The following is a 24713-nucleotide window of genomic DNA, read 5'->3' as shown; positions in this document are numbered from 1 at the left end:
ACCGGCCCCGCCCGGCTGCTGGCCGGCGGCTCGGCCGCCGCGGGGGCGACCGTCCTCGCGCTCGCCCTCACCGGCGCCGGGCCGCTGTTCACCGGCCTGCTCGCCGCCGCCGTCCTCGCCTGCGGCGCGGGCGGGCTCGCCGCGTACGGCGTGCCCACCACGCACGCCGCCGCCGTCACCGCCGCGCTCGCCGTCCTGTTCGGCGCGTTCGTGCCCGCGCTCGCCTTCCGGCTCTCCGGGCTCCGGCTGCCCGCGCTGCCCCGCAACGCCGACGAGCTCCAGCAGGAGATCGACCCCTTCCCCGCCGAGGACGTCCTCGCCCGCAGCCTGGTCGCCGACAGCTACCTCGCCGCGCTCCTGCTCGCCGTCGGCACCGTCTGCGCCGCCGCCCTCGCCCTGCTCGCCACCGCCCGCGACGGCGGCTGGGCCGTCCCCGCCACCGTCGCCGACCTCTCGCTGCTGCTCCTGCTGCACGCCCGCGAGATCGGCGGCCGCCGCCAACGCCTGGCCCTGCTGCTACCCGGCGCCCTCGGCCTCGCCCTGCTCGCCCTGCGCACCGGCCAGGACGCCGGCCCCGCCGGACGCCTGCCGCTCTTCGCCCTGCTGGCCTGCGCCGCCACCGCCCTGCTGGTCGCCGCCCGCACCGCCCCCGGCCGCCGGCTCCTGCCCTACTGGGGCCGGGCCGGCGACCTGCTGCACTCCCTCACCGCCCTGGCCCTGCTCCCGCTCGCCCTCCAGGTGCTCGGCTTCTACGGCGCGATGCGCGGACTGGCCGGATAGGTCGAGCAACAGCCGTACGCGGCAAGGCAATTGACGACACAGCAGCACTACCCCTGGAGGAACCCCGATGCAATCCCGACGCGACCAGGTGCAGGCCCACCTGTTCGTGATGGGCCGGGTCGCCGCCGGCGTGCTGCGGGCCGAGCCGGACGCGCCGGACACGCCGGTGGGGCGGACCAACCGGGGGGCGGCGCTGGGGCTGGCCGTCGCGGTGCTGATCGGGGCGGGGGCCGGGGTGTACGGGCTGGTGAAGCCCGGCGGGGCGAGCGGGTGGAAGAAACCCGGGACGCTGGTGGTGGTGAAGGAGAGCGGCGCCCGCTACCTCTACACCGGCGACCTGCTGCACCCGGTGCTGAACGAGGCCAGCGCCCGGCTGCTGGCAGGGGACCGGCTGACGGTCGCCCAGGTCTCCGCCCGCTCGCTGGAGGGCACCGGGCGGGGCACCCCGGTCGGCATCGTCGGCGCCCCCGACGGCCTGCCCGCCGCGGCCGCCGTCGGGGCCGCCGACTGGCTGGTGTGCAGCGTGCGCACGGCGGGCGCGGGCGCGGCGCAGGCGGTGCCGCGGTCCGCGGTGAGCATCGGGCCCCGGCAGCCCGGGCGGGACGCCGGCGACCGGGCGGTGCTGGTCGCCGCGCCCGACGGCGCGCAGCACCTGCTGTGGCACGGCCACCGGTACGCGCTGGCCGTCGAGGCCCGCGCGCTCGGCTACCCGGGCGCGGAGCCCGTCCCGGTCACCGCCGCGTTCCTGAGCGCCTTCCCGGCCGGGCCCGAGCTGCGGGCCCCCGAGGTGCCCGGCCGGGGCGGGGCCGGACCGGTGCTGGCCGGGCAGCCGACCAGGATCGGGCAGCTGTTCGGCGGCACCGGCGCGGAACGCTACCTACTGACCCAGGGCGGACTCGTCCCGCTCACCGAGACCCAACTCGCCCTGCTGCAGGGCGATCCGCGCACCCAGCGGGACGCGTACGGCGGCGGCCGGGTGGTGCTCGCCCCGGTCGGCGCGGCCGACCTCGCCGCGCACTCCGCGCCCGCCGCCGGCGCCCCCGACCCGGCCGGCCTGCCCGAGCGCCCCCCGGAACTGCTGCGGCCCGCCGCCGACCGGGCGCTGTGCGCGGCGCTGCACCCGGCGGCCGACGGCGAGGGCGAGTTGGCGCTGACCGTCCCGGACGCCACCGCCGTGCTGGGCCTGCCGCCCGCGCTGCAACCCGGCGTGCTCCCGTCCTGCACCCCCGCGGACCGGATCGCGGTGCGGCCCGGCGCGGGGGCGCTGGTGCGGGCCCTGGCCGGGGGCGGCTACGGCTCGACGCTCTACCTGGTCACCGACGGCGGGGTGAAGTACCCGCTGGCCTCGGCCGCCGCCGCCGAACGCCTCGGCTACGCCGGGACGGCGCCCGCCGCCGTCCCGTCCCGGCTGCTCTCGCTGCTGCCGACCGGCCCCAGCCTGGACCCGGCCGCACTGGCCGCGTCCAGCGTCGTCCCGCCCGCCGCCGCCGCGGAAGGGCACTGCACGCGGTGAGCGGCCACCGCGTAAGGGCACCGCACGCGGTGAGCGGCCGCCGCCGACGCGCGGTGAACCGCCGGGCGGGGCGCCCCCGTTCACCCTGGCGGGCCGTGTCCGAGCGCGGCCCCGCGACACGCCTCGCCGTCCGTTCCCGGCCGGCACCACGCGAGGAGGGACTCCGCACGTGAGCACGCCCACGTTCAAGAACACCGACGCGGCCATCAGCCAGGTGATCGCCTGGGTGCAGGGCCAGTACCAGGCGATGGAGCAGATCCGGCAGCACATCGACGGCATCACCGACGCCGTCCGGGACAGCTTCAAGGGCGCGGCCAGCAGCGTCTACCAGAGCAAGATGGCCGAGTGGGCCGCCGAGTACGCCAACGTCACCCGGGCCTACCAGGACTTCGAGGAGAAGCTCGCCGCGGGCAAGGGCCAGCTGGGCAACGCGGGCGACCACACCGTGAAGCTCGCCACCGGGATGGGCGGCGGCGGGCTGTCCGGCTACATCGAGGGCGCGCTCAACCCGCGGTAGCCCGCCCCGCCCCCACCGCAGCAGCCCCCGTCCGCGCAACCTCCACCGAAAGGGTCGAACCATGAGCGGCGACCTCGAACTCCACTACGCCAACCTCGACGCGGCGATCGACGACCTGGCGGCCAGCTTCCGGCAGATGGTCGACCAGAACGAGGAGACCATGAACCGGCTCAAGCAGGTCCTCGGCACCGAGCTGATCGGCCAGTTCTCCGGCGCGGCCGACGCGTTCTCGGCCCAGCTGAGCACCGCCGACTCCCGGATGTCGACGAAGATCGACGAGGCCAAGGTGGTCCTCGGCGAGATGCGCGACACCATCCGCGACGCGGACATGCAGGCCAGCACCCACTTCGACCACACCCGGTGAGCCCGGTGGGCAGCGAGGACGACCCCGGGGGCAAGGGCGGCGGCGACGAGGTCAAGATCACCGAGAGCTACCTGGGCGAGTTCGCCGACCAGAAGCTCAAGTGGCTGATCGACGACTTCGACGCCTCCGAGCCGCGCGCCACCGTCAAGCTCTACGCGGGCGGCGGCGGGGACGGCAAGAGCGGCACCAACCACCTGCTGGCCGGCACCTCGGTGGACGGCAACCCGGCCCCCGGCAGCCTGGTGACGGCCCTGGGCACCTACGCGGGCGCGCTCGACACCTACTTCGGTGCGCTCTCGCTCCAGGCCGTCCGGCTCCGCGAGGACCTCAAGCACGCCTCCTGGGCGCTGAACGACGGCCACGAGGAGGCGCTCACCGCCGCCCAGTTGATGTGGCTGATCGACGACGTCCTCAAGGGCGGCAACCCGGGCGGCAGCACCACCGCCCCCTGACCCGCCGCCCGGGGCCGCCCCCGCCGCCCGCCCCCGGGGCTGCCCCGCCGGGGGGCGGCCCCGGCACCCCCAGTACCACCAGCACCGCACCAGGGAGGGAACCGCCGTGGACCAGTGGGAAGACGTGCTGAGCCTGCTCGCGCCGTCGCAGTACGCCACCCGGGACGGCCGGACCGCCGTCACCGACCCGAAGGTCGAGTGGATCGGCGGCCACGGCGTCGAGGTCACCAACGGCATCAAGGGCGCCGACCTCGGCGGCCGGGCCTTCGACACCTGGTACTCCTGGAACTTCTCCTACACCCACGGCGGCTCCACCTCGTACGGCAGCGTCGCCGTCGGCCTGACCCTCAAGTGGGACGAGTTCCTGGCCGCGACCACCCCGTTCGGCAAGTTCCTCCGGGACGGGCCCCGGGTGCTCCACCCGCTGTGGGGCACCGGCGCCAACGACCGGATCAGCGTCGCCAGCTTCGAGGACGCGGCGGTGATGCTGGAGAAGGCCACCTGGTTCCTGGACGGCTGGATCCCGGTCACCCGCCAGTGGGCCGCCGACGTCGGCACCCCCGGCAGCGACTGGCAGGGCAGCGCGGCCGGCTCCTTCGCCGCCGTACTGACCGCCTACGGCCGGGAGTTGCAGACCCTGCGCGACCGCCTCGCCGACGCCGACGTGGCCGGATCGCTGCGCACCGCCGGGGCGGCCGTCAAAGCCGCCCTGCCACCGCTGGTCGACGCCTGGGAGCACTGGCGCAACAGCAAGGAGGCCAGCCCGGTCACCTCGCTCGCCAAGGCCCTCGCCGAGGGCCTGTCCGGCGCCGTGGTGCACCTGCAGGCCGACTCGCAGGGCGGCGGCGGCGACTTCTGGGGCAACCAGGGCGGCAAGCCGGCCACCCAGGTCGACGGCTCCCCGGAGCACGCGTCCGACTTCACCGTCACCTTCTCCGGCGCGAAGTTCGGCGACCCCCGGCAGGACGACTTCTGGGTCGCCGTCGGGGAACGCGCCAAGGCCCTCTGGGAAGCCGACCTCAAGCCGCTCGACGACGCGGCCAGGACCGCCCTGCGCGCCATCGAGACCAGCTACAACCACACCCGCACCCTGATGGAGAACCACCCGATCGGCAGCCCCGAACTGCGGATGCCGATCAGCGACCCGCCGGCCACCGACCCCGGCACCGACGGCCCCACCCAGGACCCGACCAAGGACCTCACCCAGGACCTCACCGGCGGCCCCGACGGCAGCGGCGGCGACGGCTCCGGCACCGACCTCGGCGGCGGCCCCGACCTCAAGGACCTCGGCGGCGGCACCGGCGGGACCGGGGACGGCGGCCTCGACCTCGGGACCGGAAGCACCGGCGGGACCGGCGGGACCGGCGACGGGACCGGCACCGGGGACGGCGGCCTCGGCCTGATCGGCGGCGGCACCGGCACCGGCGGCCTCGACCTCGGCACCGGCGGCACCTCCACCAAGCCGGTCACCCTCCCGGCCGGCTCCCGGATCACCGACGACGGGCGGATCGTCGACGCCAACGGGAACCCCGTCCTGGACGCCAACGGCAACCCGATGCTGGCCGGCAAGGACTACACCATCGGCCCCGACGGCACCCTGCGCGACGCGAGCGGCACCCCCGTCCCGCAGTACCGGCAGCTGCTCACCGACAGCTACGCCACCGACTCCGGCGACGACCTGCTCGCCCCCAACCGCTTCGGCACCGGCGGCTACGCGTACAGCACCGGCACCCTCGGTACCGGCGGCGGCACCGGCAGCGGCAGCGGCGGCCTGCTCGGTGGCCTGCCCGGCCTCACCGGCACCGGCGGCGGCCTCAGCAGCCGCGGCCTGGCCAACGGCGGCGACCCGGTCGCCGTCAAGGCCGCCGCCGAACAGGCCAACGCCGAACGGCTGGCCGCCCAGAAGGCCGCCGCGGCCGCCGCCGAGGAACAGGCCCTGCTGACCGGACGGCAGACCGCCACCAGCTCCTCCGGCACGCCGCCGATGATGCCCCCCGGCGGCGGCGCGGCGGGCGCCCCGGGCGAGAAGGACCGCCGGCGCACCACCTGGCTGGCCGAGGACGAGGAGGTCTGGGGCACCGAGACCGGAGCCGTCCACGGCGTCATCGGACGCTGACCGTCCGCCAGGAACCGAGCCCAGCAGGGGAAGGACCGAGATGAGCAACCCGTTCGCCGAACAGATCGCCCTCGCCATGGCGGAGGTGCAGGCCGAACTGGCCCGGGCCGAGGCCGTCCAGCAGGAACTCGACGGCCTCACCGCCTCCGCCACCAGCAAGGACCGGACGGTCACCGCCAAGGTCGGCTCGCAGGGCCAGGTGGTCTCGCTGACCTTCCACACCGACGCCTACCGCTCGATGGCGCCCGCCGAACTCGGCAAGGCCCTCACCGACGTCCTCAACGAGGCCCGGGCCGCCGTCGGCGAGCAGGTCGCCGCCCGGCTCGGCGGCTTCGACGGCCTCGGCGAGACGCTCCGGCTGTCGATGACCGGCGGCACCGAACTGGACGACGTGCTGGCCCCGCTGTACGCGATGCGCCCCGGCGCCGAACCGGCCGCCGCCCGGCCGCGCAGGGCCGACCGGCAGGAGGAGTTCCGTGGCTGACCCGACCAGCACCGGCAAGACCTCGACCCTCAAGGCGGCCTTCGCCGAGTTCGACGTCCTCAAGGACATCGTGACCGGGGTCAACGACGACCTCACCCTGATCAACACGCTGAACCTGCACGTCGGCGGCGACGACGAGATCGGCAAGCAGTACCACCAGCAGGTCGACGAGGGCACCCGGATCCTCACCGAACTGATCACCAGGATCCAGACCACCATGGGCCAGTACTACGAGGGCGGCACGGCCTTCGCCGACACGCTCGACCGGGCCGACGACGACGGCACCCACCTGATGAACAGCAAGCTCTGACCACCACCGAGGCGAGGCCGGTCCCGTGTCCCACTCCTCCATCGAGGTCAACGCCTCAACGGCGGCCTTCTTCAGCGCGATCACCGGCATGCCCTGGCCGAAGATCCGCGAGGGGGAGCTGCGCGACGTCCGGGACGCCTACGAGCACTTCGCCGCCGAGATGCCCGAACTGCGCGAGCAGATCGCCAAGGTGGCCGCGGCCTGCCTGCACCGCGGCGAGGGCGCGGCCATGGAGGCGTTCGCCGAGCAGCTGAAGTCCTTCATCGGCGGCACCGGCGGCGACGACTACGTCACCGCCGCCGGGAGCACCGCGAAGAAGCTCGCCGACTGCGCGGGCGACGTCGCCAACGCCGTCGAGTACACCAAGTGGATGGCCATCGCCCAACTCGTCCAGCTGATGGTCGAGATCGCGCTGGCGGTCTTCTGGGCGCCGTTCACCTTCGGCGCCAGCCTCTCCGGCCTGGTGCTGCGCAAGCTGCTCACCAAGGTCGCCCTGCAGGCGCTGATGAAGTACCTGATCAAGACGATCCTGATGCACACCTTCTCCGGCCTGGTCGGCGGCCTGGTGATGGACGGCATCATCCAGGGCGTCCAGATCGGCCAGGGCAACCGCAAGGAGGTCGACAAGGAGTACACCAAGCAGGCCGCCCTGTTCGGCCTGATCGGCGGCGTGCTCAGCGGCCCGCTGGACCTGCTCGGCCTCGGCCTCGGCAAGCTGCTCGGCCGCCTGATCGGCAAGAGCGGCGGACGGCTGCTCGCCGACCGGCTCAGCGACTACCTGGTGCACGGCGACCTCCAGGGCCTCAAGGGGCTGCTGAAGACCGCCGCCGAGGCCGCGGAGAAGGAGGGCGCGAAGGGCCCGCTCGGGGCGCTGGGCAAGAAGGTGCTCGCCGCCTCCGAGAAGGAGCTCGCCGCACTGCCCTTCACCAAGAAGGAGGCCAGGGCGCTCGCCCGCGACCTCGGCAACCTGCTGGACGCCGCCGCCGAACAGCTCCAGCACGGCTTCGGACCGACCGGCCGCGGCACCCTCGCGGAGATCTTCGTCCACGACATGGGCAGGGTCTTCGCCGACCACCTGGGCGGCTCGCTGGGCGGCCGGGAGGCCGCCGGGCTGATCGGCCGCGAGTTCGGCGAAGCCTTCACCAAGAACTGGCTGGGCACCGCCGAACGGGCCGCCCTCAAGGACGCCGCCGGCACCGGCGTCAAGGACGCACTCGGAGGCGTCCTCACCGGCGCCGAGCTCAGGGCCGCCGAGCTCAAGGCGGCCGGCCTCTCCGCCCGGCACGTCGAGATGCTCGGCACCCACCTGCCCGAACTGGCCGAGGGGATCACCGGCGGCAACCGGGCCTACCACCTCGGCACCGTCCTCGGCGGCTACCTGCAGAGCGGCGTGCAGAACGTCCTCACCGAGGGCTTCTACAACCTGATCTTCGGCGAGAACCACGAGTTCACCGTCTCCGCGGGCAGCTTCCTCGGCGGCGTGCTCACCGGCGCGATGGGCCACGTCCTGCACGTCGGCGCCTCGCCCCTGATGCACCGCTACCAGACCTGGGTGCACGAGACCCAGCACGCGGCCGTCCAGGACGGCGCCTCCGAGTACTTCCCGCTGCACCACCCGATCAGCTTCGCCGCCCTCGCCAGCCTCGCCTCCGGCAAGGTCGTCCCGTTCCCGGTGCCCCGGATGGGCCACCCCGGCGCCTACCAGGTCTCCAAACTGCACGGCGGCACCCTGGAGGACTACGCCGAAGCGATCGGCCACGCCTCGGGCAAGCCGGTCAGCACCCCGGAGGCCGACGCCGAGGTCGCCGAGTGGATGCAGTCGATGCTCACCTACGCCGACTTCCTGGCCGACGAGCGGACCCCCGTCGCGCCGACCCCGGAACACCTGGCGGAGCAGGCGAAGGAGACGGCCCGGAAGACGCCCACCGTCGGCGGCGAGCAGCCGCTCCCGGAGACCCCCGCCCCGCCCGTCCCGCCGAAGACGCCCACCGAGAGCCGCCAGCCCGTCCTGGAACCGCACGTCCAGGTCGAGCAGCAGGCCGTTCAGCAGCAGGCCGTCCGGCACCAGCACGTCGAGCAGCAGGCCGTTCAGCACCAGCACGTCGAGCAGCAGGCCGTCCAGCAACCGCACGTCGAGCAGCAGGAGCAGCAGCACCCCCAGCACCACACCCCCGCGAGCGAGGCGCCGACCGTGCTCGGCACCCGGGAGATCCGCCCGCCCGCCGACGAGTTCGCCCGCCACCAGGCCGCGCGCGCCTTCGAGTCCTTCCGGGCGACCAGGCTGGAGCTGCCCGACGGCGACACCGAGACGCTGCTGACCCTGCGGGTGCACCTCGACACCCGGCACCTCGACCCCGCCGCCCCGGACACCGCGCAGGCCCTCGAAGCGCTCAGGCAGCGCGCCCGGGAGGGCGTCGCGGACGCCTACGACCTCGGCCAGCGGCTCCCGAACGGCGACCGGCTGCGGGTCGAGGTCGAGTTCGTCGACGACCCGGCGGACGCCCACCACACCGCGACCGTCCACCCCGAGCAGCGCCGCGAGGACCTGCGCAACTGGAGCCTGCACAGCGACGCCACCACCCTCGCCCACGAACTCGGCCACGCCCTGGGCCTGGCCGACGAGTACCGCGAGGCCGGCGGCGGCCCCCGGCCGGTCTACCCCGACGCCGGACTGATGGGCACCTGGCACCGCGACGAACACGGCAACCCGCTGCTCGACGCCGACCGGACCGGCCTCGCCCCCGGCGACCGGGCCCCGCGCCCCGTCCTGAAGGCCCGCAACCTGCGCCAGTTGGGCGCCGTCGTCGACGCCGCGTTCGGCCCCGCCCCCTCCCCGCGCCCCGACCTGCCGGCCCGCGCCCGCTTCGACGAGGACACCCGGCGCCGGGCCCTGTACGGCGGCCCGGCCGGCGGCGGCCACCTGTACGCCCCCGCCGGATCCGGCCGCGACCGGCCCGCCCCCGTCCCCGGCGGCACCCACCGCAACGGCACCTTCCGGGTGGTCGGCGGCCCCGCCGACCAGTTCCGCCCCCGCCCGAACGACCCGGCCGGGGACCTGGCCGGAGCCCGCCACCGCACCGTCTTCCCCGAGCACTGGACCGCCGACGACGCCGTCTACGCCGCCGAACAGGCGTACCAGCAGGCACTGCGCACCGGCCGGATCACCGAAACCGGCCCGTACGCGCACCACTGGGTCGGCGAGTACGACGGCGTCCGGATCGAGGGCGAGGTCCGGGCCGGCGAGTTCACCTCCTTCCGGCCCGCCGACCGGCAGGACGACCTGGAGACCCCCGCGTACGCGTCCCCGCCCCCCGTCCACCGGCCCTTCGACCTGCACGGCGACGACCTGCTCCAGTACGGCGACCGGCACACCATGACCGGCGTCCACCACGCCCCGACGGCCGCCGCCGCGGCCGCGCACGGCATCAGGGTCGAACCCACCGGGCAGCCCCCGCACGGGAACGGCACCTACCGGGCGGACGTCTGGTACCTCGACCCGCAGGTCGCCCCCGGCGCCCCGCTCTCCCACCTCGACACCCGCTGGCACCGCCCCGCGGGCGAACCCCCGCACACCATGTACCCGGCGCACTGGACGCTCGCCGAGGTGCACGCCGCCGTCGAGGAGGCGTACCGCAACCGGCGCGACCCCCGGCCCTCCGGCCCCGGCGCCGAGCACTGGGTCGGCGAGGCCCGCGGCGTCCGGATCGAGGGGATCACCCGCGACGGCCGCCACCTGGTGCACCGCCCCACCGACGACCAGCCGCCCACCCCCGGCACCGGCCGGCAGCCGTCCGGCACCCCCCGCCCCACCAGCGCCCCGCTGCACGAACCCGGCACCCCCGGCACCGGCCCGCGCCCGCCCGCCACCAGCCGCCTGACGAGCGGCGAACAGGCCCTGCTCGACCAGGTGTTCGCCCCCGTCCCCGCCCCCGGCGCGGGGCGCGGCCTGCCCCCCGAGTGGACCCCGCTGGAAGTCCGCCACGCCATCAGCACCGCCATCCCCATCACCACCCGCACCGACCCCGACACCGGCCTGCGGTACACCGTCGCCGACCACCACGGCCTCACCATCGAGTACCGCACCGAGAACGGCCTGATCGTCGACTACCGGGGCGTCCCCGGCCAGACCCTCCCCGACCAGTACCGCGTCACGCCGCCCACCGGCGCCACCGTCGAACCGCCGCACGCCCCCGTCCCGCCGCACGCCCCCGTCCCACCGCACCTCGTCCCCCCGCACCTCCGGTCCGAGCCCGAACCCTCGCTGTACCTGGACCCCGACGGCCTCTGGCAGCGCCCCCGGCACCCCGACGGCAGCACCGCCGGACTGCTCCGCCCGCGCGGCAACCCGCGCCACCCCGCCCCGACCGTCGAACCCAACGGCACCGTGCGCGTCCACGACTGGACGCCGCGCCCCGGCATCCACCCCGACTCGCCGCTCGCCGCCCTCGCCTCCAACTGGCTGCGCCCCGCGCACGACCAGGGGCACGTCCACTACCCGGCCGCCTGGAGCCCCGCGCACGCCCACGACCGGGCCCGGGAGGCCGCCGCCCACCCGCTGCGGCAGGTGCAACTCCCGGACGGGCGAAGCTACTTCGTCGGCGAGGCCGGCGGCGTCCGGATCGAGGGCCACACCGACCGGGACGGCCGGCTGCTGACCCACCGCGCCACCCCCGACCAGCCGCCCGCGCCGCACCCGCCCGCCACCGACCCCGCCGCCCCGCCCCGCCGCTCCGGCTACCTGCTGACCGGCCGCCCGCCCGCCACCCCGCCGCCCGGCACCGACTGGACCGCCGGCACCGACCAGGGCCGTCCGCACTGGTCGCCCACCGCCACCGGCCGCGACCTGCCGCCCGGTTGGACCCCCGAACAGGGCCGATTCGCCGTCGACCGGATCCTCGCCGAGGCCCTCGCGGAGGGCGTCGTCCCGCCCGCCGCCGGCCCCGCCGTGCTGCGCGGCGAACACGCCGGCGTCCTGATCGACGTCGCCCTCCAGGACGGCACGGTCACCGGCTACCGGGCCGTCCCCGTCCGGGTCCGGCCGCCCGAGGACGGGGAGTTCCGGTTCACCCCGGCCCAGGAGGGACAGAACTTCGACGTCCACCGCAACGACCTGGAGGACGGCGACCGGGAGACCCTGCTGACCGTCCGGATCGCCCTCGACACCAGCCGCCTGGACGCCGGGGACCCGGAGACCGTCACCCGGTTCGGCGAGCTCCTGCAACGCGTCCGGGCCGACGTCGACCGGGTCTACAACCAGGGCCAGCGGCTCCCCGACGGCGACCTGCTGCGCCTGCGGATCGAGTTCGTCGACCCCGCCGACGACCCGCACGCCGTGGTCGCCGTCCACCCCGAGGGCCACGAGGAGGACTTCCGCAACTGGAACCTCGACACCACCGGACCCACCCTCGCCCACGAGCTCGGCCACCACCTCGGCCTGCCCGACGAGTACCGCAACCACCTGGCCGCCCGCCGCCCCGTCCACGCCGACGGCGGCCTGATGGGCATGGACCGGATCGACCAGGACGGCCGGATCCTCCCCGAGACGCACAACTGGGACGGCGACGACCTGGTCGAGCACGACCGGGCCCACCTCCAGCCCCGCAACCTGCGCCAGCTCGCGGCCGTCATCGACCGCGCCCGCCGACGGGACGGCCGCCCCACCGGCGGCCCGCAGCACCACCCGTACGAGGACCTGCCCACCCGCGCCACCTTCCGCCACGACGCCCGGCAGACCGCCCTGCACGGCCCCGGCGGCAACGGCAACGGCCACCTCGCCCCGCCCCCGGGCGCCGACCGCCCGCGCCCCCTCCCCGTCCCCGGCACCCGCAATCCCAACGGCACCTACCGCGCCGAGACCCCCGCCCCCGACGGCGGCCGCCGCGCCGCCGACGACAGCACCCCCCGGCAGCAGCGGCCCACCCGGATGATGTTCCCCGACGACTGGACCCACGAGCAGGTCCTCTACGCCGCCGAGCAGGCGTACCTGCACGCCCTGCGCCACGGCACCGTCCGCACCGAGGGCCTCGGCCACCACTGGACCGGCGAGTACGGCGGCGTCCGGATCGAGGGCGAGCTGCGCGGCGACGAGTTCACCTCCTTCCGCCCCGCCGACGACCAGCGCGGCCTGCTGCCCGCCCCCTTCCAGCCGCCCCGCCGCACCGACCACCCGATCGACCAGCGCTCCGTCGACCACACCCTGTACGGCGACCGGCGCACCATGAGCGGCGTCCACCACCGCCCCTCCCGCGACTCCGGCCGAGCCCGCGGCGTCCTGGTCGGCGAACCCGTCCTGCGGCACGACAACGAGACCTACCGGGCACCCGTCTGGTTCCTCGACCCGCAGGTCCACCCCGACAGCCCCGAAGCCGAACTCGCCGCGAACTGGCACCGCAACGCCGAACAGGGCCACCACACCTTCTACTCCGAGGACTGGGACCCGCCGCAGGTCGAGCAGGCCGTCAACGAGGCGTACCGCAACGCCACCACCGTCGAACTCCTGGAGGACGGCCGCACCGAACGCTGGACCGGACTCGCCCACCTGGAGGACGAGGACCTCCCGATCCGGATCGAGGGACTCACCCGCGACGGCCGCCACCTGGTCCACCGCCCCGCCGCCCACCAGCCGCACACCGCCTGGCGCGAGAACGACATCGCCCTCAGCACCGACTTCCGGCACACCGCGCTCGACCCCGACGGCGGCGACCCGCTGGCGATCCGCCACGTCCGGTTCCTGAGCGGACAGGACGGCACCGAGATCACCGTCCCCGTCCACTTCGACGCCCCCGGCGCCACCCCCGAGCAGCGCGCCGAGCACCTCGCCCGGCTGCAACACGCCCTGGACACCCACCTCGACCGGCTCTCCGACGGCACCGAAACCCTGGTCCGGCTCCGCCTCGAACTCACCGACGACCCCGCCGCCGCCCACTCCAGCGTCCCGCTCACCCCCGACCACCCGATCGGCCTCGACCAGCTGCTGCCCCGGATCACCGAGGAGGCCGACGGCGACCTCCCCGGCTACCTGCGCGAACTCGGCGAACTCGGCGATCTCGACGACCGGTTCACCGCCGGGCCCTGGTACCAGCTCCTCGACACCACCCCCACCCCGATGGACGCCCCCGTCACCCCCGGCACCGGCCGCCGCCCCGACTCGATCCGGCTCTCCGACGAGCTCCAGGAGGGGATCGACACCACCCGGCCCGAGGACACCGAGACGGCCGAGCCGCTGCTGCGGCGGGGCAAGCGCGCCGACCGGGACAACGCCGGCGACGACGGGAACGGCGGTGGCGACGGGAACGGCGGTGACGACGGTCCCTTCACCAACCTCCGCCGCAAGGTGGACGACAACGGCCTCTGCCTGCTCAACGCCGTCATCGGCAGCGCCCCCGACCTGGTCCCGAAGACCGACGACCCGGTGGAGTGGCTGCGCAGCAAGATCGAGGACCACTACCGGGAGATCCCCGCCGAGGACGTTCCGCGCGAGGTGATGTTCGCCCTCCGCTCCCTGCCCGGCTGGACTTCCGGGGCGGACAGCCGGTCCCTGCTCGACTACCTCCGGCCCGAGGACCGCGAGGACTTCCTGGGGCTGACCGACGAGGAACTGGAGAGCCACATCCGCCCCGTGGTCGTGGAGGAAGCCGACTACATGCCCCAGCGGGAGCGGGACACCCTGCTGGGGACCGTGCGGGAGTGGCGCGCCAGGTGGCGGGACGACGCGGGCGAGATGCTCCCGCCCGCCCTCGCCCACGCCCTGGGCATCGACCTGCGGGTGGTGACCCACGACGGCACCCTGCGGGCCCGGTTCGGCCCCGAGGACGGACGGCCCGTCACCGTCTACTACAACGGCACCAACCACTACGACGCCAGCGAACCCTGGTCCGCGCACCAGCTGATGGACGAGATCGCGGCCGCCCACGGCAGCGACACCCCCGCCCTGCGCGAACGGCTCGCCGCGTACCTGCGCGACACGGGCCACGAGCTGCCCCCGGAGATCGCCGGTCGCGTGGACGTCAGCGAGCAGTTCGTCCCCAAGGGCGTCGCCCCCGGGCTGCGGAGCATTTACGCCCCCCTCGAACTCAAGAGGCGCCTCAGCGACCCGACCACCCCCCTCCACCTCCCCGAACCCGGCCTCCTCCCGACCCTCCTCGGCCACGCCCTCGATCGCCGGATCCGGCTGCACCAGTACGACGCGGACGGCACCGAGAGCGTCCGGGAGTACGGCCCGGAGGACGGCACGCCGCTGGACATCGGCAAGCGGGAGCAGGATCAGCACGAGCAGGAGCAGCACGAGCAACAGGAGCAGCAAGAGCAGCGGCAACACGAGCAGGAGGACCAGGAGCAGCGGCAGGAGCAGCACGAGGAGGAGCAGCGGCAGCAGCAGCACGAGCAGGAGCAGCAGCACGAGCAGGAGCCCAACGACCCGGTGATCACCGGAGGCCCCGGCGGGAACGGCGAGGAGGCGCCGGGGACGGCGGGGCGTCCGATCGCCGGGACGGACCTGGTGCTGGGGCTGACCGGGGGCGAGAAGGCGCTGCGCGAGAAGGTCGTCGAGGTGCTGGGGCGCCGGGCGAAAGGCGACCTGGCCGCGGTGCGGGTGTTCGCGGAGGCGTACTTCGGGCCGACCACCCTGCGGCCGTTGCTGGCCGCGCTGTCCCGGGGGGAGACCTGGCGGGCGCCGTTCCAGGGCAACGGGTGGAGCGGGGAGGTGGTGCTGCGCGGCCGGGTGGACGGGTCGGTGCGCCGGGTGGAGCGGCAGAAGGTCGAGTTCGAGAACGGCGCGGACCGGTCGGTGACGGTCGGCACCCGCAGCGACAAGCGGCGGCTGTTCAACCTCGGCGTCCAGGCGAAGCACGCGAACGGTGCCGAGGAACTGTCCGAGGTGCTCGGCTACTTCCACGAGAACGGCGAGGGCGAGGTGCACCTGGAGACGGGCGGCACGATCGCGCGCTCGAAAAGCTCGGTGGACGCGGACGTGTACGACTCCACGATGGAGCTGGAGCTGGACTTCGGGGCGCTGAGCTACGAGGACGTCCCGCTGGAGGGCGTCGAGAAGGTGTCGATCGGGATGGCCGTCGCCGTGCCGACCTACCTGCCGGTGCCCGGGGGCAAGGAGTGGAAGCCGCCGTCGCGGCTGGACGAAGGCCGGATCGGCGGCCAGGAGGTGGTGCTGGAGCTGACGCCGGACGGCACGGGAACGGCGGACCTGCGGACCCCGGTGGAGCAGCTGCTCGACCAGCTGGACGAGGCGGGCCGGGCGGAGGCGGGCGCGCACTGGCCGGCGCTGCGCGAGAAGATCCTCGCCGAGGTCGACTTCGCCCGGCTGCAGCGGGAGTTGAAGAGCATGACGGCGGGCGAGCCGGTCAGGGTGGTGCTGACCGACCGCAAGGGCGCCGAGCTGGTCTCGCTGGACCTCACCGCGAAGGTCGGCGGGCTGAAGGCGGTCGGCAGCACGAAGGAGAGCGAGTTCAACATCGGCTCCTTCGTCCAGGAGTCGGACAGCGTCCAGCACGGCGTCGGCAACGCCGGCCAGTACGGCGGCGGCCTCGCCCCGAAGCTGGACCCCTTCCTGCTCAGCGGCGGCGGCAACCACCGGATGGGCCGGGAGCACGTGGTGCTGGAGGGCCGCAGCCGGACGTCCCAGCTGACCGCGAAGGCGAAGGTGCCCGCCGTCGTGTACGACGGCACGGTCGAGTTCACGGCGACCTTCAACGGGAGCGGGGCAGGGCACCGGGCGGGCCGGGCGGACGTCCGGCTGCTGGTCGACAGCCGGGACGTCGGGAACTTCGGGGAGCTGCCCGTGCACCCGAACCGCACCTCGCCGGACGGGATCTGGGAGAACGGCCTGGACGAGACGGTCGTCGTGCGGGACCTGGAGGGCGTCGGTGAGCTGCGCAAGGAGCTCGACCGGCTCGGCGAGGCCGCGTACGGGGACGACTGGAAGGCGATGCGCCCGGAGATCGAGGACCTGGTCAGCACGCCGAACCTGGCCGCGCACCTGACCGCGATGACCCGGGGCGAGCCGGTGGAGCTGACGCTGCGGGGCAAGGACGGCGTGCAGGTCACGCTGACCGCCCGGGTCGACGCGCTGGAGCACCGCCGCTGGGACGACAGGGCCGAACGCAACGTGCTGAGCGAGACCAACGAGTTCGGCGCCGACCGCCTGCTGGTCTCCAGCACCGGCACCAAGCAGGTCCAGTCCGGCGGGACGGGCATCAAGACGGGCCCGCTCGGCCTGGAGGTCACCGGCACCGGCAGCACCCAGGAGCGCGACCGCAACGCCGCGCGCAGCGGCAACAACGAACGGATCTACGCCAGCGGCAAGCACAAGGCGAAGCAGGACGTCTACGGCGCCACGCTGACGGTGGACGTCCAGGTGCGCGGGAAGGGCAGGGCGTTCACGGCCTCCAAGGAGGTCAGGGCCGAGATCGGCGTCGACGGGAAGACCAGCGAGCAGGGCGCACCCGCCGGCGACCGGACGCTGTTCGACCGTTCCGAGTACGAGAAGCGGAAGGCGGAGAAGACCGCCGAGCAGGAGACGACGGGGCAGGCCCCGAAGAAGGAGCAGGCCCCGGAGGAGGCGGCGCCGGCCGCCCGCACCGCGCCGACCCGGTTGAAGGACGGCCACGAGCTGAACGCGTCCTACGTGGTGCACAGCCTGGAGGGCGCCGAGCAGGTGCACGGCGCGGTGGAGGCGGCGGTGCGCCGCAAGCACCCCGACCTGTCGGAGCGGGACGCCCGGCGGATCCGCAAGACCTTCGGGCGGGTCGGGCTGAAGGCCCAGCTGTCCCGGCTGACCAGGGGCGGGACGCTCACCGAGACGGTGGGCGGCCGCACCTGGAGCGCCGAGATCACGGTCACCGCCAAGGTGCGGAACCCGGTGGAGCGCGGCGTGCTGGAGGGCTACGAGTTCGAGTCCGGCACCCGCTCGTCCAGCGGGCACGGCTACGGGTACGACCGGCTGAACCGGAAGACCGGTGGCGGGCAGGTCAAGCTCAAGGGCGGCATGGTCGACGGCGGGTTCGGCTACGCCTACCGGCGGGACGCGACCAGCGGCGTCACCGTGGACACCGTCGGGTCGTCCTCCAACCGGGGCAAGCACGTCGAGGACGCCGTGCTGTTCGACCTCGACGCGCAGTACGAGGTGCGGATCCGGTTCACCCGGCTGGGCGTGCAGGAGCGGCCGGTCGAGCTCTCGGTGCGGACCAGGGCCCGGGTGGCCGTCCCGCTCCGCGACACCGGGAACGGGGACGGGTCTCCGGGCGGCGCGGGGAGCGGGAAGAAGCCGAGGGGCTTCCTGGAGCGGCGGCGGCTGGACTCCTCGGCGATCGTCACCGACGTGCACGCGCTGGACGGGGACGGCTCCGGCCGGGGGTCCGGCCCGCGCGAAACCCCGCGCCGGACCCTGGGGGAGACGCTGCTCGACCAGGTCGAGGCCGGGCCGAAGCCGAAGCGGTGGATGCGGCGGCTGTTCGACGGCGGGGACTGGCAGCACCTGCGGCGCGAACTGGCGGCGCAGCTGACGCCGGACCGGCTGCAGGCCAGGCTGAAGGCGATGACGGCGGGCGACGAGATCGTGATCCGGTACAAGGGCCTGGAGGTCCGGGTCCGGGCGGTGCTGACCCGGATGGACGAGCTGGGCCCGGCCGGCACCACCGAGTTCAACGTCGGCACCGACGTCCAGCACAGCCGCGCCAGCAACGACGGCTCCACCAACTTCGGCGCGGGCAGCGGCCACACCGGGAACTTCGCGACGACGGTGACCGTACCGGTGGCGGGGTTCGTGCCGGTCACGGTCGGCGTGCTGGGCAACCACGGCCGGGGCAGGGACCTGCTGGACATCGCGTACGGGTCGACCACGGCCGGCGGCGGGACCAAGGCGAAGGTGTCCGGCAGCGCCTACCGGGGGGAGGCGGAGCTGCAGTTCTCCCTCACCCGCACGTCGTGGGGGAGCGCTCCCCTCCACCTGCGGCGCACCGCCAGGATCGGTTTCGAGAGCATCGTCGAGACCGGCGAGCTCCTGGAGGCGCCCCCGCCCCCGCCCCCGCCCGGCGCCGAGCCGCCGCCGCGGGTGGTCCCGTTCGAGCCGGTGGCGGAGCGGACCGTCCTGGCCCCGCCGGCGCGGGTCTGGGAGTTCGGGCTGCGGGACACCGACGTGCTGCGCTGGCTCGGCGACGTGGGCGGCCTGCAGGACCTGGTCCGGGCGCTCGCCCCGCGGTACTTCGGCCGCGACGAGTGGCGGCGGATCTCCGGCCTGATCGAGAACAGCACCGCGCACAGCCACCTGTCCGCGCTGTTCGGCTCGGTCAGTCGGGGGGCGGGGTCGGAGCTGGTGGTGACCGTCCGGCCGGGGAAGTGGCAGTCGAGCGACGGCAAGGGGGTGGAGGTCCGGGTGGAGGTCCTCAGCCTGGAGCACGAGGGCGTCGACGGGAAGACCGAGTGGAGCCCCGCCCACACGACCGTCACCGGCTCCACCCGCACCGCGCTGTCCTCGAAGAGCACCACCGCGGGCGCGCAGCTCGGCCTCAAGATCACCGGAGACGTCTCGCACAGCCCGGCGGTCGTCGCGAGCCACCAGTGGACCTCGCGCGAGGGCGGCAGCCACGGCGGGGGCGGCCAGCTGATCGCCAACGGCAAGGCCCCGACCCCGATGTCCCGCTACGGCGGGCAGGCGCTGGTCACGGTGGTCTTCTTCGACGGGCGCAAGGACCCGCTGGAGGAACGGGGCGTGCTGCCGTTCACCGTGGACATTCCCCAGCGCGACACCGAGGAAATCATCGTCCCCGGTGACAGCTACCTCGTTTTCGACAGAGAGCACCCCGAAGGCGACCTGAGATTCGAAGGCTCCTACCGGATGCTCGCGGAGGTCCGCGAACTGCTCGGCAACGCCCCGGGCGGGGGCGGGGACCTCCCGCCCACCCGGCTGGTGGGCCTGGTCCGGCTGGGCCAGGCCGCCTTCGGCCACGGCTTCGGCCCCGACGCCCCCGCCGGCCCGCTGCACGTCGAGACGCTGCACCGCCTGGTCGCCCAGGCCGACGGCGACCCGGCCCGGCTGACCACCCTGATCCGGCGGGCGTTCGACGTACCGGACGGCACCGACCTCCCCGGCGCCCACGTCCGCCGGGTGGTCGAGCACGCCGAGTGGCAGGCGGCGCACCACCCCGCCGACGGGGACGGGAGCCTGCAACGGCTGCTCGACACCGTCCGGTTGGGCCACGGCGCCTTCGGCGACGGCTTCACCACCGCCACCCCGGAGGGCCTGCGGCACGTCGAGACGCTGCACCGCCTGGTCGCCCTCGCCGGCGGCCCGGCCGCGCTGCGCGCCGAACTCCGCGCCCTGCTGCCGCACGGCACCGGCCCCACCGGCCCCGACCTCCGCCGGATGGTCGAGTACCTGGAGTGGCGCGCCGCCCAACACCCCGACGGCGGACGGCCGTTCACCCTCGACGACCTGAGGGCCGGGGCCGGCGCGGACTGGGCGGCGGGCGGCCCGCCGCTCGACCGGCGGATCGCCTACACCCCGTCCCTGGCGGACGAGGTGTTCCGGGGGCTCGTCGGCTGACGGCCGTCGGGGGCCGGGCCGGTGCCCCCGACGGCCACCGGCCCGGGCCGGCGCCCCGTCAGCCGTGCTGGATGTCCCCGGAGCGGGAGGGGACGGCGTCCAGCGCGGCCAGCGTCTCCGGGTCGAGGACGACCGCGCCCGCCGCGACGTTGGCCCGCAGGTGCTCCGGGTCGGCGGTGCCGGGGATCAGCAGCGTGTTCGGGGCGTGGTGCAGCAGCCAGGCCAGGCCGACCTGCGCGGGGGAGACGCCGAGCGCCCGGGCCGCGGCCAGCACGGCGGGCTCCTCGGCGACCTTCGGGATGCCCGGGTACGCGCCGCCGAGCGGGAAGTACGGCACCCAGGCGACGTCCTCGGCGAGGCAGAGCCGCAGGAGGTCCTCGTCCTCGCGGAACACCAGGCTGTACGCGTTCTGCACGCAGGCGACGCCCGCCGGGAGGGCCCGGCGCAGCTCGTCGGCGCCCACGCTGCTCAGGCCCAGCGAGCCGATCTTGCCCGCGTCCCGCAGCTCGACCAGCACGGCGAGCTGGTCGTCCAGGTCGACCAGCTGGTCGCCCTCGGCGCGCAGGCCCGGGCCGTGGCTCGCCCGGCGCAGGTTGACCAGCGGGATCCGCTCCCAGCCGAGGCTGCGCAGGTTGTCCTCGACGGCGGCGCGCAACTGCTCGGGCCGCTGGGCCAGCCGCAGCGGGAGCGGGCCGGTGGCGGGCTCGGCGCCGACCTTGCTGGCCACCAGGACGTCGTCCCCGGCGGCGAACGCGGTGCCGATCACCTCGTTGACGAAGCCCGCGCCGTAGAACTGGGCGGTGTCGACGTGGTCGACGCCCAGCTCGGCGACGGTGCGCAGCAGGGCGACCGCGGCGGCGCGGTCCAGGCGGGGCAGCTGCATGGCGCCGAAGCCGACCCGGGAGACGGTGCGGCCCGCGAGCGGGCCGGGGCCGCCGGCCCGCTCGGCGCCGGAGGCGGTGAACCGGGGGGATCCGATCGTGGAGGGCATGGCGATCTCGCTCCCGTGAGACGATGGAGGTAAACGGAGGGACTCCGTTAATCGCCACCGTAGCACTAACCGGAGGGACTCCGTTTTGCCTTCTCCCGACCCCCACGCCGCCCCCTCGCCCGACTCCGCCCCGGCTCCCTCCGGCGGCCGACCGCCCCGGGCCGACGCCCGGCGCAACCGGGAACGGCTGCTCGCCGTCGCCCGGGACGCCTTCGCCGCGACCGACGGCCAGGCCACCCTCGACGCCGTCGCCCGCGAGGCCGGAGTCGGCATCGGCACCCTCTACCGGCACTTCCCCACCCGCGAAGCCCTCGTGGAGGCCATCTACGCCACCGAACTCGACGCCGTCGTCAACAGCGCCCCCGTCCTGCTCGACCGGCTCCCGCCCGAAGCCGCCCTGCGCGCCTGGATGGACGGCTACGCCGCGTTCTTCGCCGCCAAGCGCGGCATCTCCGAGACCCTCCGGGCCGGCTGGGCCTCCGGCACCATCGCCACCCCCGCCACCCGGGAACGGATCACCGCGACCATCGCCCTGATCCTCGACGCCGGAGCGAAGGCCGGAACGCTGCGCGACGACGTGCCCGCCGAACAGGTCACGATGATGCTCCTCGGCGTCTTCCTCTCCACCCGGGCCGGCAACGACCCCGAGCTGACCGGCCCGCTCCTCGACCTGGTCGCCGCCGCCCTGCGCCCCGACGCCCGCTGACCTGAGGTGTTGTGGCCGACACCGTGCTGTCCCTACGGTGGGTCACCTCATCGGCAGCGCCGGGCGCGGACCACCCGCCCCGGCCGGAGAGTTGGGGGGCCCGTGATGGGCGAGATCGAACTGGCGGACGCGGTGGCGACGGTCCGGGACGAACTGCTGGCGGCCGCCGCGCGCGGGACCGGCCAGCACCTGCAGTTCAAGGTCGGACCGGTGGAACTCGAATTCACCGTGGAACTGCGGCTGGAGGCGAAGGCGAAGACCGGGTTCAAGGCCTGGGTGGTGACCGCCGGAGCCGAGGGCGGCGCCGCCCGCGGGCAGACCCACAAGGTCAAGGTCACCCTCACCCCGCAGAACGCGGACGGCACCGACGTGCTGGTGCACGGCGACCCCGCCCGCGCCGACGGCCCCGGCGACCTCAGCGAGTACATCGAGAACTGACGGACCGTACGGGCGGTTGCGGCTGCGGCTGCGGCGGACGGGGGAGGGGCGGCGGGTGGAGCGCGACCGGGTCGTGGTGGTGGAGGGGCCGGACGGCCCCGGCTCCGGGTACGCGATCGCGGCCCGCCTGGTGCTCACCTCCGCCCACGCCGTCCCCGCCCCCGGCGGCCGCGTACCGGTGTTCCGCCCCGGCCGGGCCGCCGAACACCCGGCCCGGGTGCTGTGGCGGGGCACGCCCGGAGGACGCGACGACGCCGCGCTGCTCCTGGTCGAGGACCCGGCCTGGACGCCCCCGGCGAGCGGAACCCCGCTGCGCTGGGGCCGGTTGGCCACCACCCGGCCCGGCACCCCCTGCGAGACCTGGGGCGCCCCCGACCTCGTCCAGCACCCCGGCCGGCCCACCGACCAACTGCACCCCTCCGGCACCCTGAACCCCGGCGACCGGGACATCGGCAACCGGTACGCGATGAACCTCGACGGCCACCCGCCGGAACCCGCCGCGCCCGGCAGGTCCCCGTGGGGCGGCCTCTCCGGCGCCGCGCTGTTCTGCGGCGACCTGCTCACCGGCGTCATCGCCGCCGACCCCGCCCGGCGCGCCCACGCCGTGCTGGAGGCGGTACCCGCCTACGTCCTGCTGCGCGACCCCGGCTTCCGCGCCGCACTCGCCGCCCACGGCGCCGGAGCCGGCACCGTGCTGGAAGCCGTCGAGTGGCAGCACCTCGACGACCCCGCCGACCGCACCGCCCCCTTCCGCTCACCCGCCGTCCTGCTGCACGCCCGCCGCCAGACCGTCCCCTTCCGCGGCCGGGAAGACCTCCTCGCCCCCCTCCTCGACTGGACCGGGCGCCCCGGCTTCGGCGCCCACCTGCTGCACGGCCCCGGCGGCCAGGGCAAGACCCGCCTCGCCCAGCACCTCGCCGACGCCGCCGCCGAACGGACCCAGGTGCTCTGGCTCGACGCCGGCGCCCCGCCCGGAGAACTCGCCGTCCTCGCCGGCACCACCCGCCCGCTGCTCGTCGTCGTCGACTACGCCGAGACCCGCGCCCCCCAACTCCTCGCCCTGCTCGACGCCGCCCACCGCCACCGCGGCCCCCACCCGTTCAAGCTCCTGCTGCTCGCCCGCACCGCCGGCGACTGGTGGGACAACCTGCAGTCCGCCACCTCCCGCGCCGCCGACCTCCTCGACGGCGCACCCACCACCCCGCTCGGCCCCCTCGAACCGGAACCCGGCCGCTCCCGCACCCAGGCGTACCGGGAAGCCCTCGACGGGTACGCCCGCCACCTGCCCGACGTCGACGACTGGCAGCACCACGACTGGCCCGCCCTCGCCGCCCGCCTCCGCGACCGGGAGGTCGACGCCACCGCCCTCGGCACCGCACTGACCCTGCACATGACCGCCCTCGCCGACCTCCTCGACGCCGCCACCGGCACCACGGCCGGGGACACCGCCCCCGGCGCCGCCAAGGTCGAGGACCGGCTCCTGCACCACGAACGCCGCTACTGGACCGCCGCCGCCGAGACCTGCGGCCTGCTGCCCGCGCTCAGCGAGGCCACCCTCGCCGACGCCCTCACCGCGGCCTTCCTGCTCGGCGCCCGCGACCGGGCCGAAGGCGACGCCGTCCTGCACCGGGTCCCCGCCCTCGCCGACCAGACCCGCGACCGCCGCACCCTGGTCAGCGACTGGATCACCTCCCTCTACCCGCCCCCCGGCAACGACCACCGCTGGGGACTCCTCCAACCCGACCGCCTCGCCGAACGCTTCATCGGCCGCCACCTCACCCGGCACCCCGAACTCGCCCACCACCTCGCCCCCGCCGTCACCCGCCCCCAGGCCGACCACCTCCTCACCCTCACCACCCGCGCCACTACCCACCCCGGCCTCCACCACCTCGCCCCCCACCTGACCACCCTGATCGCCACCCACCCGGCCACCCTCGCACCCGCGGCCATCGACGCCGCCACCCAGGCCGAACGCCCCGGCCCACTGCTGGACGCGCTCCAGCGGATCGTCGACGACCCGGCGACGCCGGTTTCCCTGCTGGAGGAACTCGCGGCCGAAATCCCCAGCGCCAGCCACGTGCTCGACCCGTGGGCCGCCCAGCTCTTCGAGCGCCTCGTCACGATCCACCGCGGACAGCCCCGGCACGATCCCGACCGGCGGAGCCGACTCGGCAGGAGCCTCAACCGCCTCGCGATCCGGCTCGGTGACCTGGGGCGGTGGGAGGAGGCGCTGGCCGTTGCGGAGGAGGCGGTCCTGGTCCACCGGGGTCTGGTCGCCGTCCGTCCCGACGAGTACCTCCCCCAGTTCGGCAAGGTCCTCAATACCCTCGCGATCCGGCTCGGTGACCTGGGGCGGTGGGAGGAGGCGCTGGCTGTCGCGGAGGAGGCGATTCTGGTCCACCGGGGTCTGGTCGCCGTCCGTCCCGACGAGTACCTCCCCCAGTTCGGCAAGGTCCTCAATACCCTCGCGATCCGGCTCGGTGACCT

General features: G+C 75.1%; 13 protein-coding genes. 12 read left to right on the top strand and 1 reads right to left on the bottom strand.

Annotated features, from left to right (window positions below):
* The 9 genes from eccD to ACWEO5_RS26435 form a co-directional block, all read left to right on the top strand.
* Positions 1–780, top strand: a 780-nt coding sequence (eccD, locus tag ACWEO5_RS26475; RefSeq protein WP_452164738.1) for a type VII secretion integral membrane protein EccD, incomplete at its 5' end; no start/stop codon positions are given.
* A gap of 67 nt (positions 781–847) precedes the next feature.
* Positions 848–2293: a type VII secretion protein EccB gene (gene eccB / locus ACWEO5_RS26470; RefSeq protein ID WP_452164737.1), complete on the top strand. Its 1446-nt coding sequence runs from the start codon at positions 848–850 to the stop codon at positions 2291–2293.
* A gap of 169 nt (positions 2294–2462) precedes the next feature.
* Positions 2463–2810 (top strand): WXG100 family type VII secretion target, encoded by a 348-nt coding sequence (locus ACWEO5_RS26465; protein ID WP_344552088.1) that lies wholly within the window; start codon positions 2463–2465, stop codon positions 2808–2810.
* Between the two features lie 61 nt (positions 2811–2871).
* Positions 2872–3174: a hypothetical protein gene (locus ACWEO5_RS26460; RefSeq protein ID WP_344552087.1), complete on the top strand. Its 303-nt coding sequence runs from the start codon at positions 2872–2874 to the stop codon at positions 3172–3174.
* Positions 3175–3179: 5 nt separating this feature from the next.
* A complete protein-coding gene (locus ACWEO5_RS26455; protein WP_344552086.1) occupies positions 3180–3626 on the top strand; it encodes a hypothetical protein in 447 nt (148 codons plus the stop codon).
* Positions 3627–3732: 106 nt separating this feature from the next.
* Positions 3733–5742: a hypothetical protein gene (locus ACWEO5_RS26450; RefSeq protein WP_452164736.1), complete on the top strand. Its 2010-nt coding sequence runs from the start codon at positions 3733–3735 to the stop codon at positions 5740–5742.
* A gap of 40 nt (positions 5743–5782) precedes the next feature.
* Positions 5783–6226, top strand: a complete 444-nt coding sequence (locus ACWEO5_RS26445; protein ID WP_344552084.1) for a YbaB/EbfC family nucleoid-associated protein — start codon at positions 5783–5785, stop codon at positions 6224–6226.
* Positions 6219–6536: a hypothetical protein gene (locus ACWEO5_RS26440; protein ID WP_452164735.1), complete on the top strand. Its 318-nt coding sequence runs from the start codon at positions 6219–6221 to the stop codon at positions 6534–6536. The genes ACWEO5_RS26445 and ACWEO5_RS26440 overlap by 8 nt, the downstream gene beginning before the upstream one ends.
* A gap of 25 nt (positions 6537–6561) precedes the next feature.
* Positions 6562–20091, top strand: a complete 13530-nt coding sequence (locus tag ACWEO5_RS26435) for an EndoU domain-containing protein (protein WP_452164734.1) — start codon at positions 6562–6564, stop codon at positions 20089–20091.
* 58 nt (positions 20092–20149) lie between these two features.
* On the opposite strand, the gene ACWEO5_RS26430 is transcribed toward ACWEO5_RS26435, so the two are convergent.
* The gene (locus ACWEO5_RS26430) at positions 20150–21082 is read right to left on the bottom strand and encodes an aldo/keto reductase (protein WP_452164733.1); all 933 of its coding nucleotides are present in this window, start codon (positions 21080–21082) and stop codon (positions 20150–20152) included.
* An 85-nt stretch (positions 21083–21167) separates the two neighbouring features.
* Here ACWEO5_RS26430 and ACWEO5_RS26425 point away from each other — a divergent pair, with 85 nt between their 5' ends.
* The 3 genes from ACWEO5_RS26425 to ACWEO5_RS26415 form a co-directional block, all read left to right on the top strand.
* Positions 21168–21788: a TetR/AcrR family transcriptional regulator gene (locus tag ACWEO5_RS26425; protein WP_452164732.1), complete on the top strand. Its 621-nt coding sequence runs from the start codon at positions 21168–21170 to the stop codon at positions 21786–21788.
* 105 nt (positions 21789–21893) lie between these two features.
* Positions 21894–22226 (top strand): trypco2 family protein, encoded by a 333-nt coding sequence (locus ACWEO5_RS26420; protein ID WP_452164731.1) that lies wholly within the window; start codon positions 21894–21896, stop codon positions 22224–22226.
* A gap of 55 nt (positions 22227–22281) precedes the next feature.
* Positions 22282–24713, top strand: a 2432-nt coding sequence (locus tag ACWEO5_RS26415; RefSeq protein WP_452164730.1) for a tetratricopeptide repeat protein, incomplete at its 3' end; no start/stop codon positions are given.

This window comes from Kitasatospora sp. NPDC004272, assembly GCF_053603035.1.
This window is presented reverse-complemented; position numbering and strand designations above follow the sequence as displayed.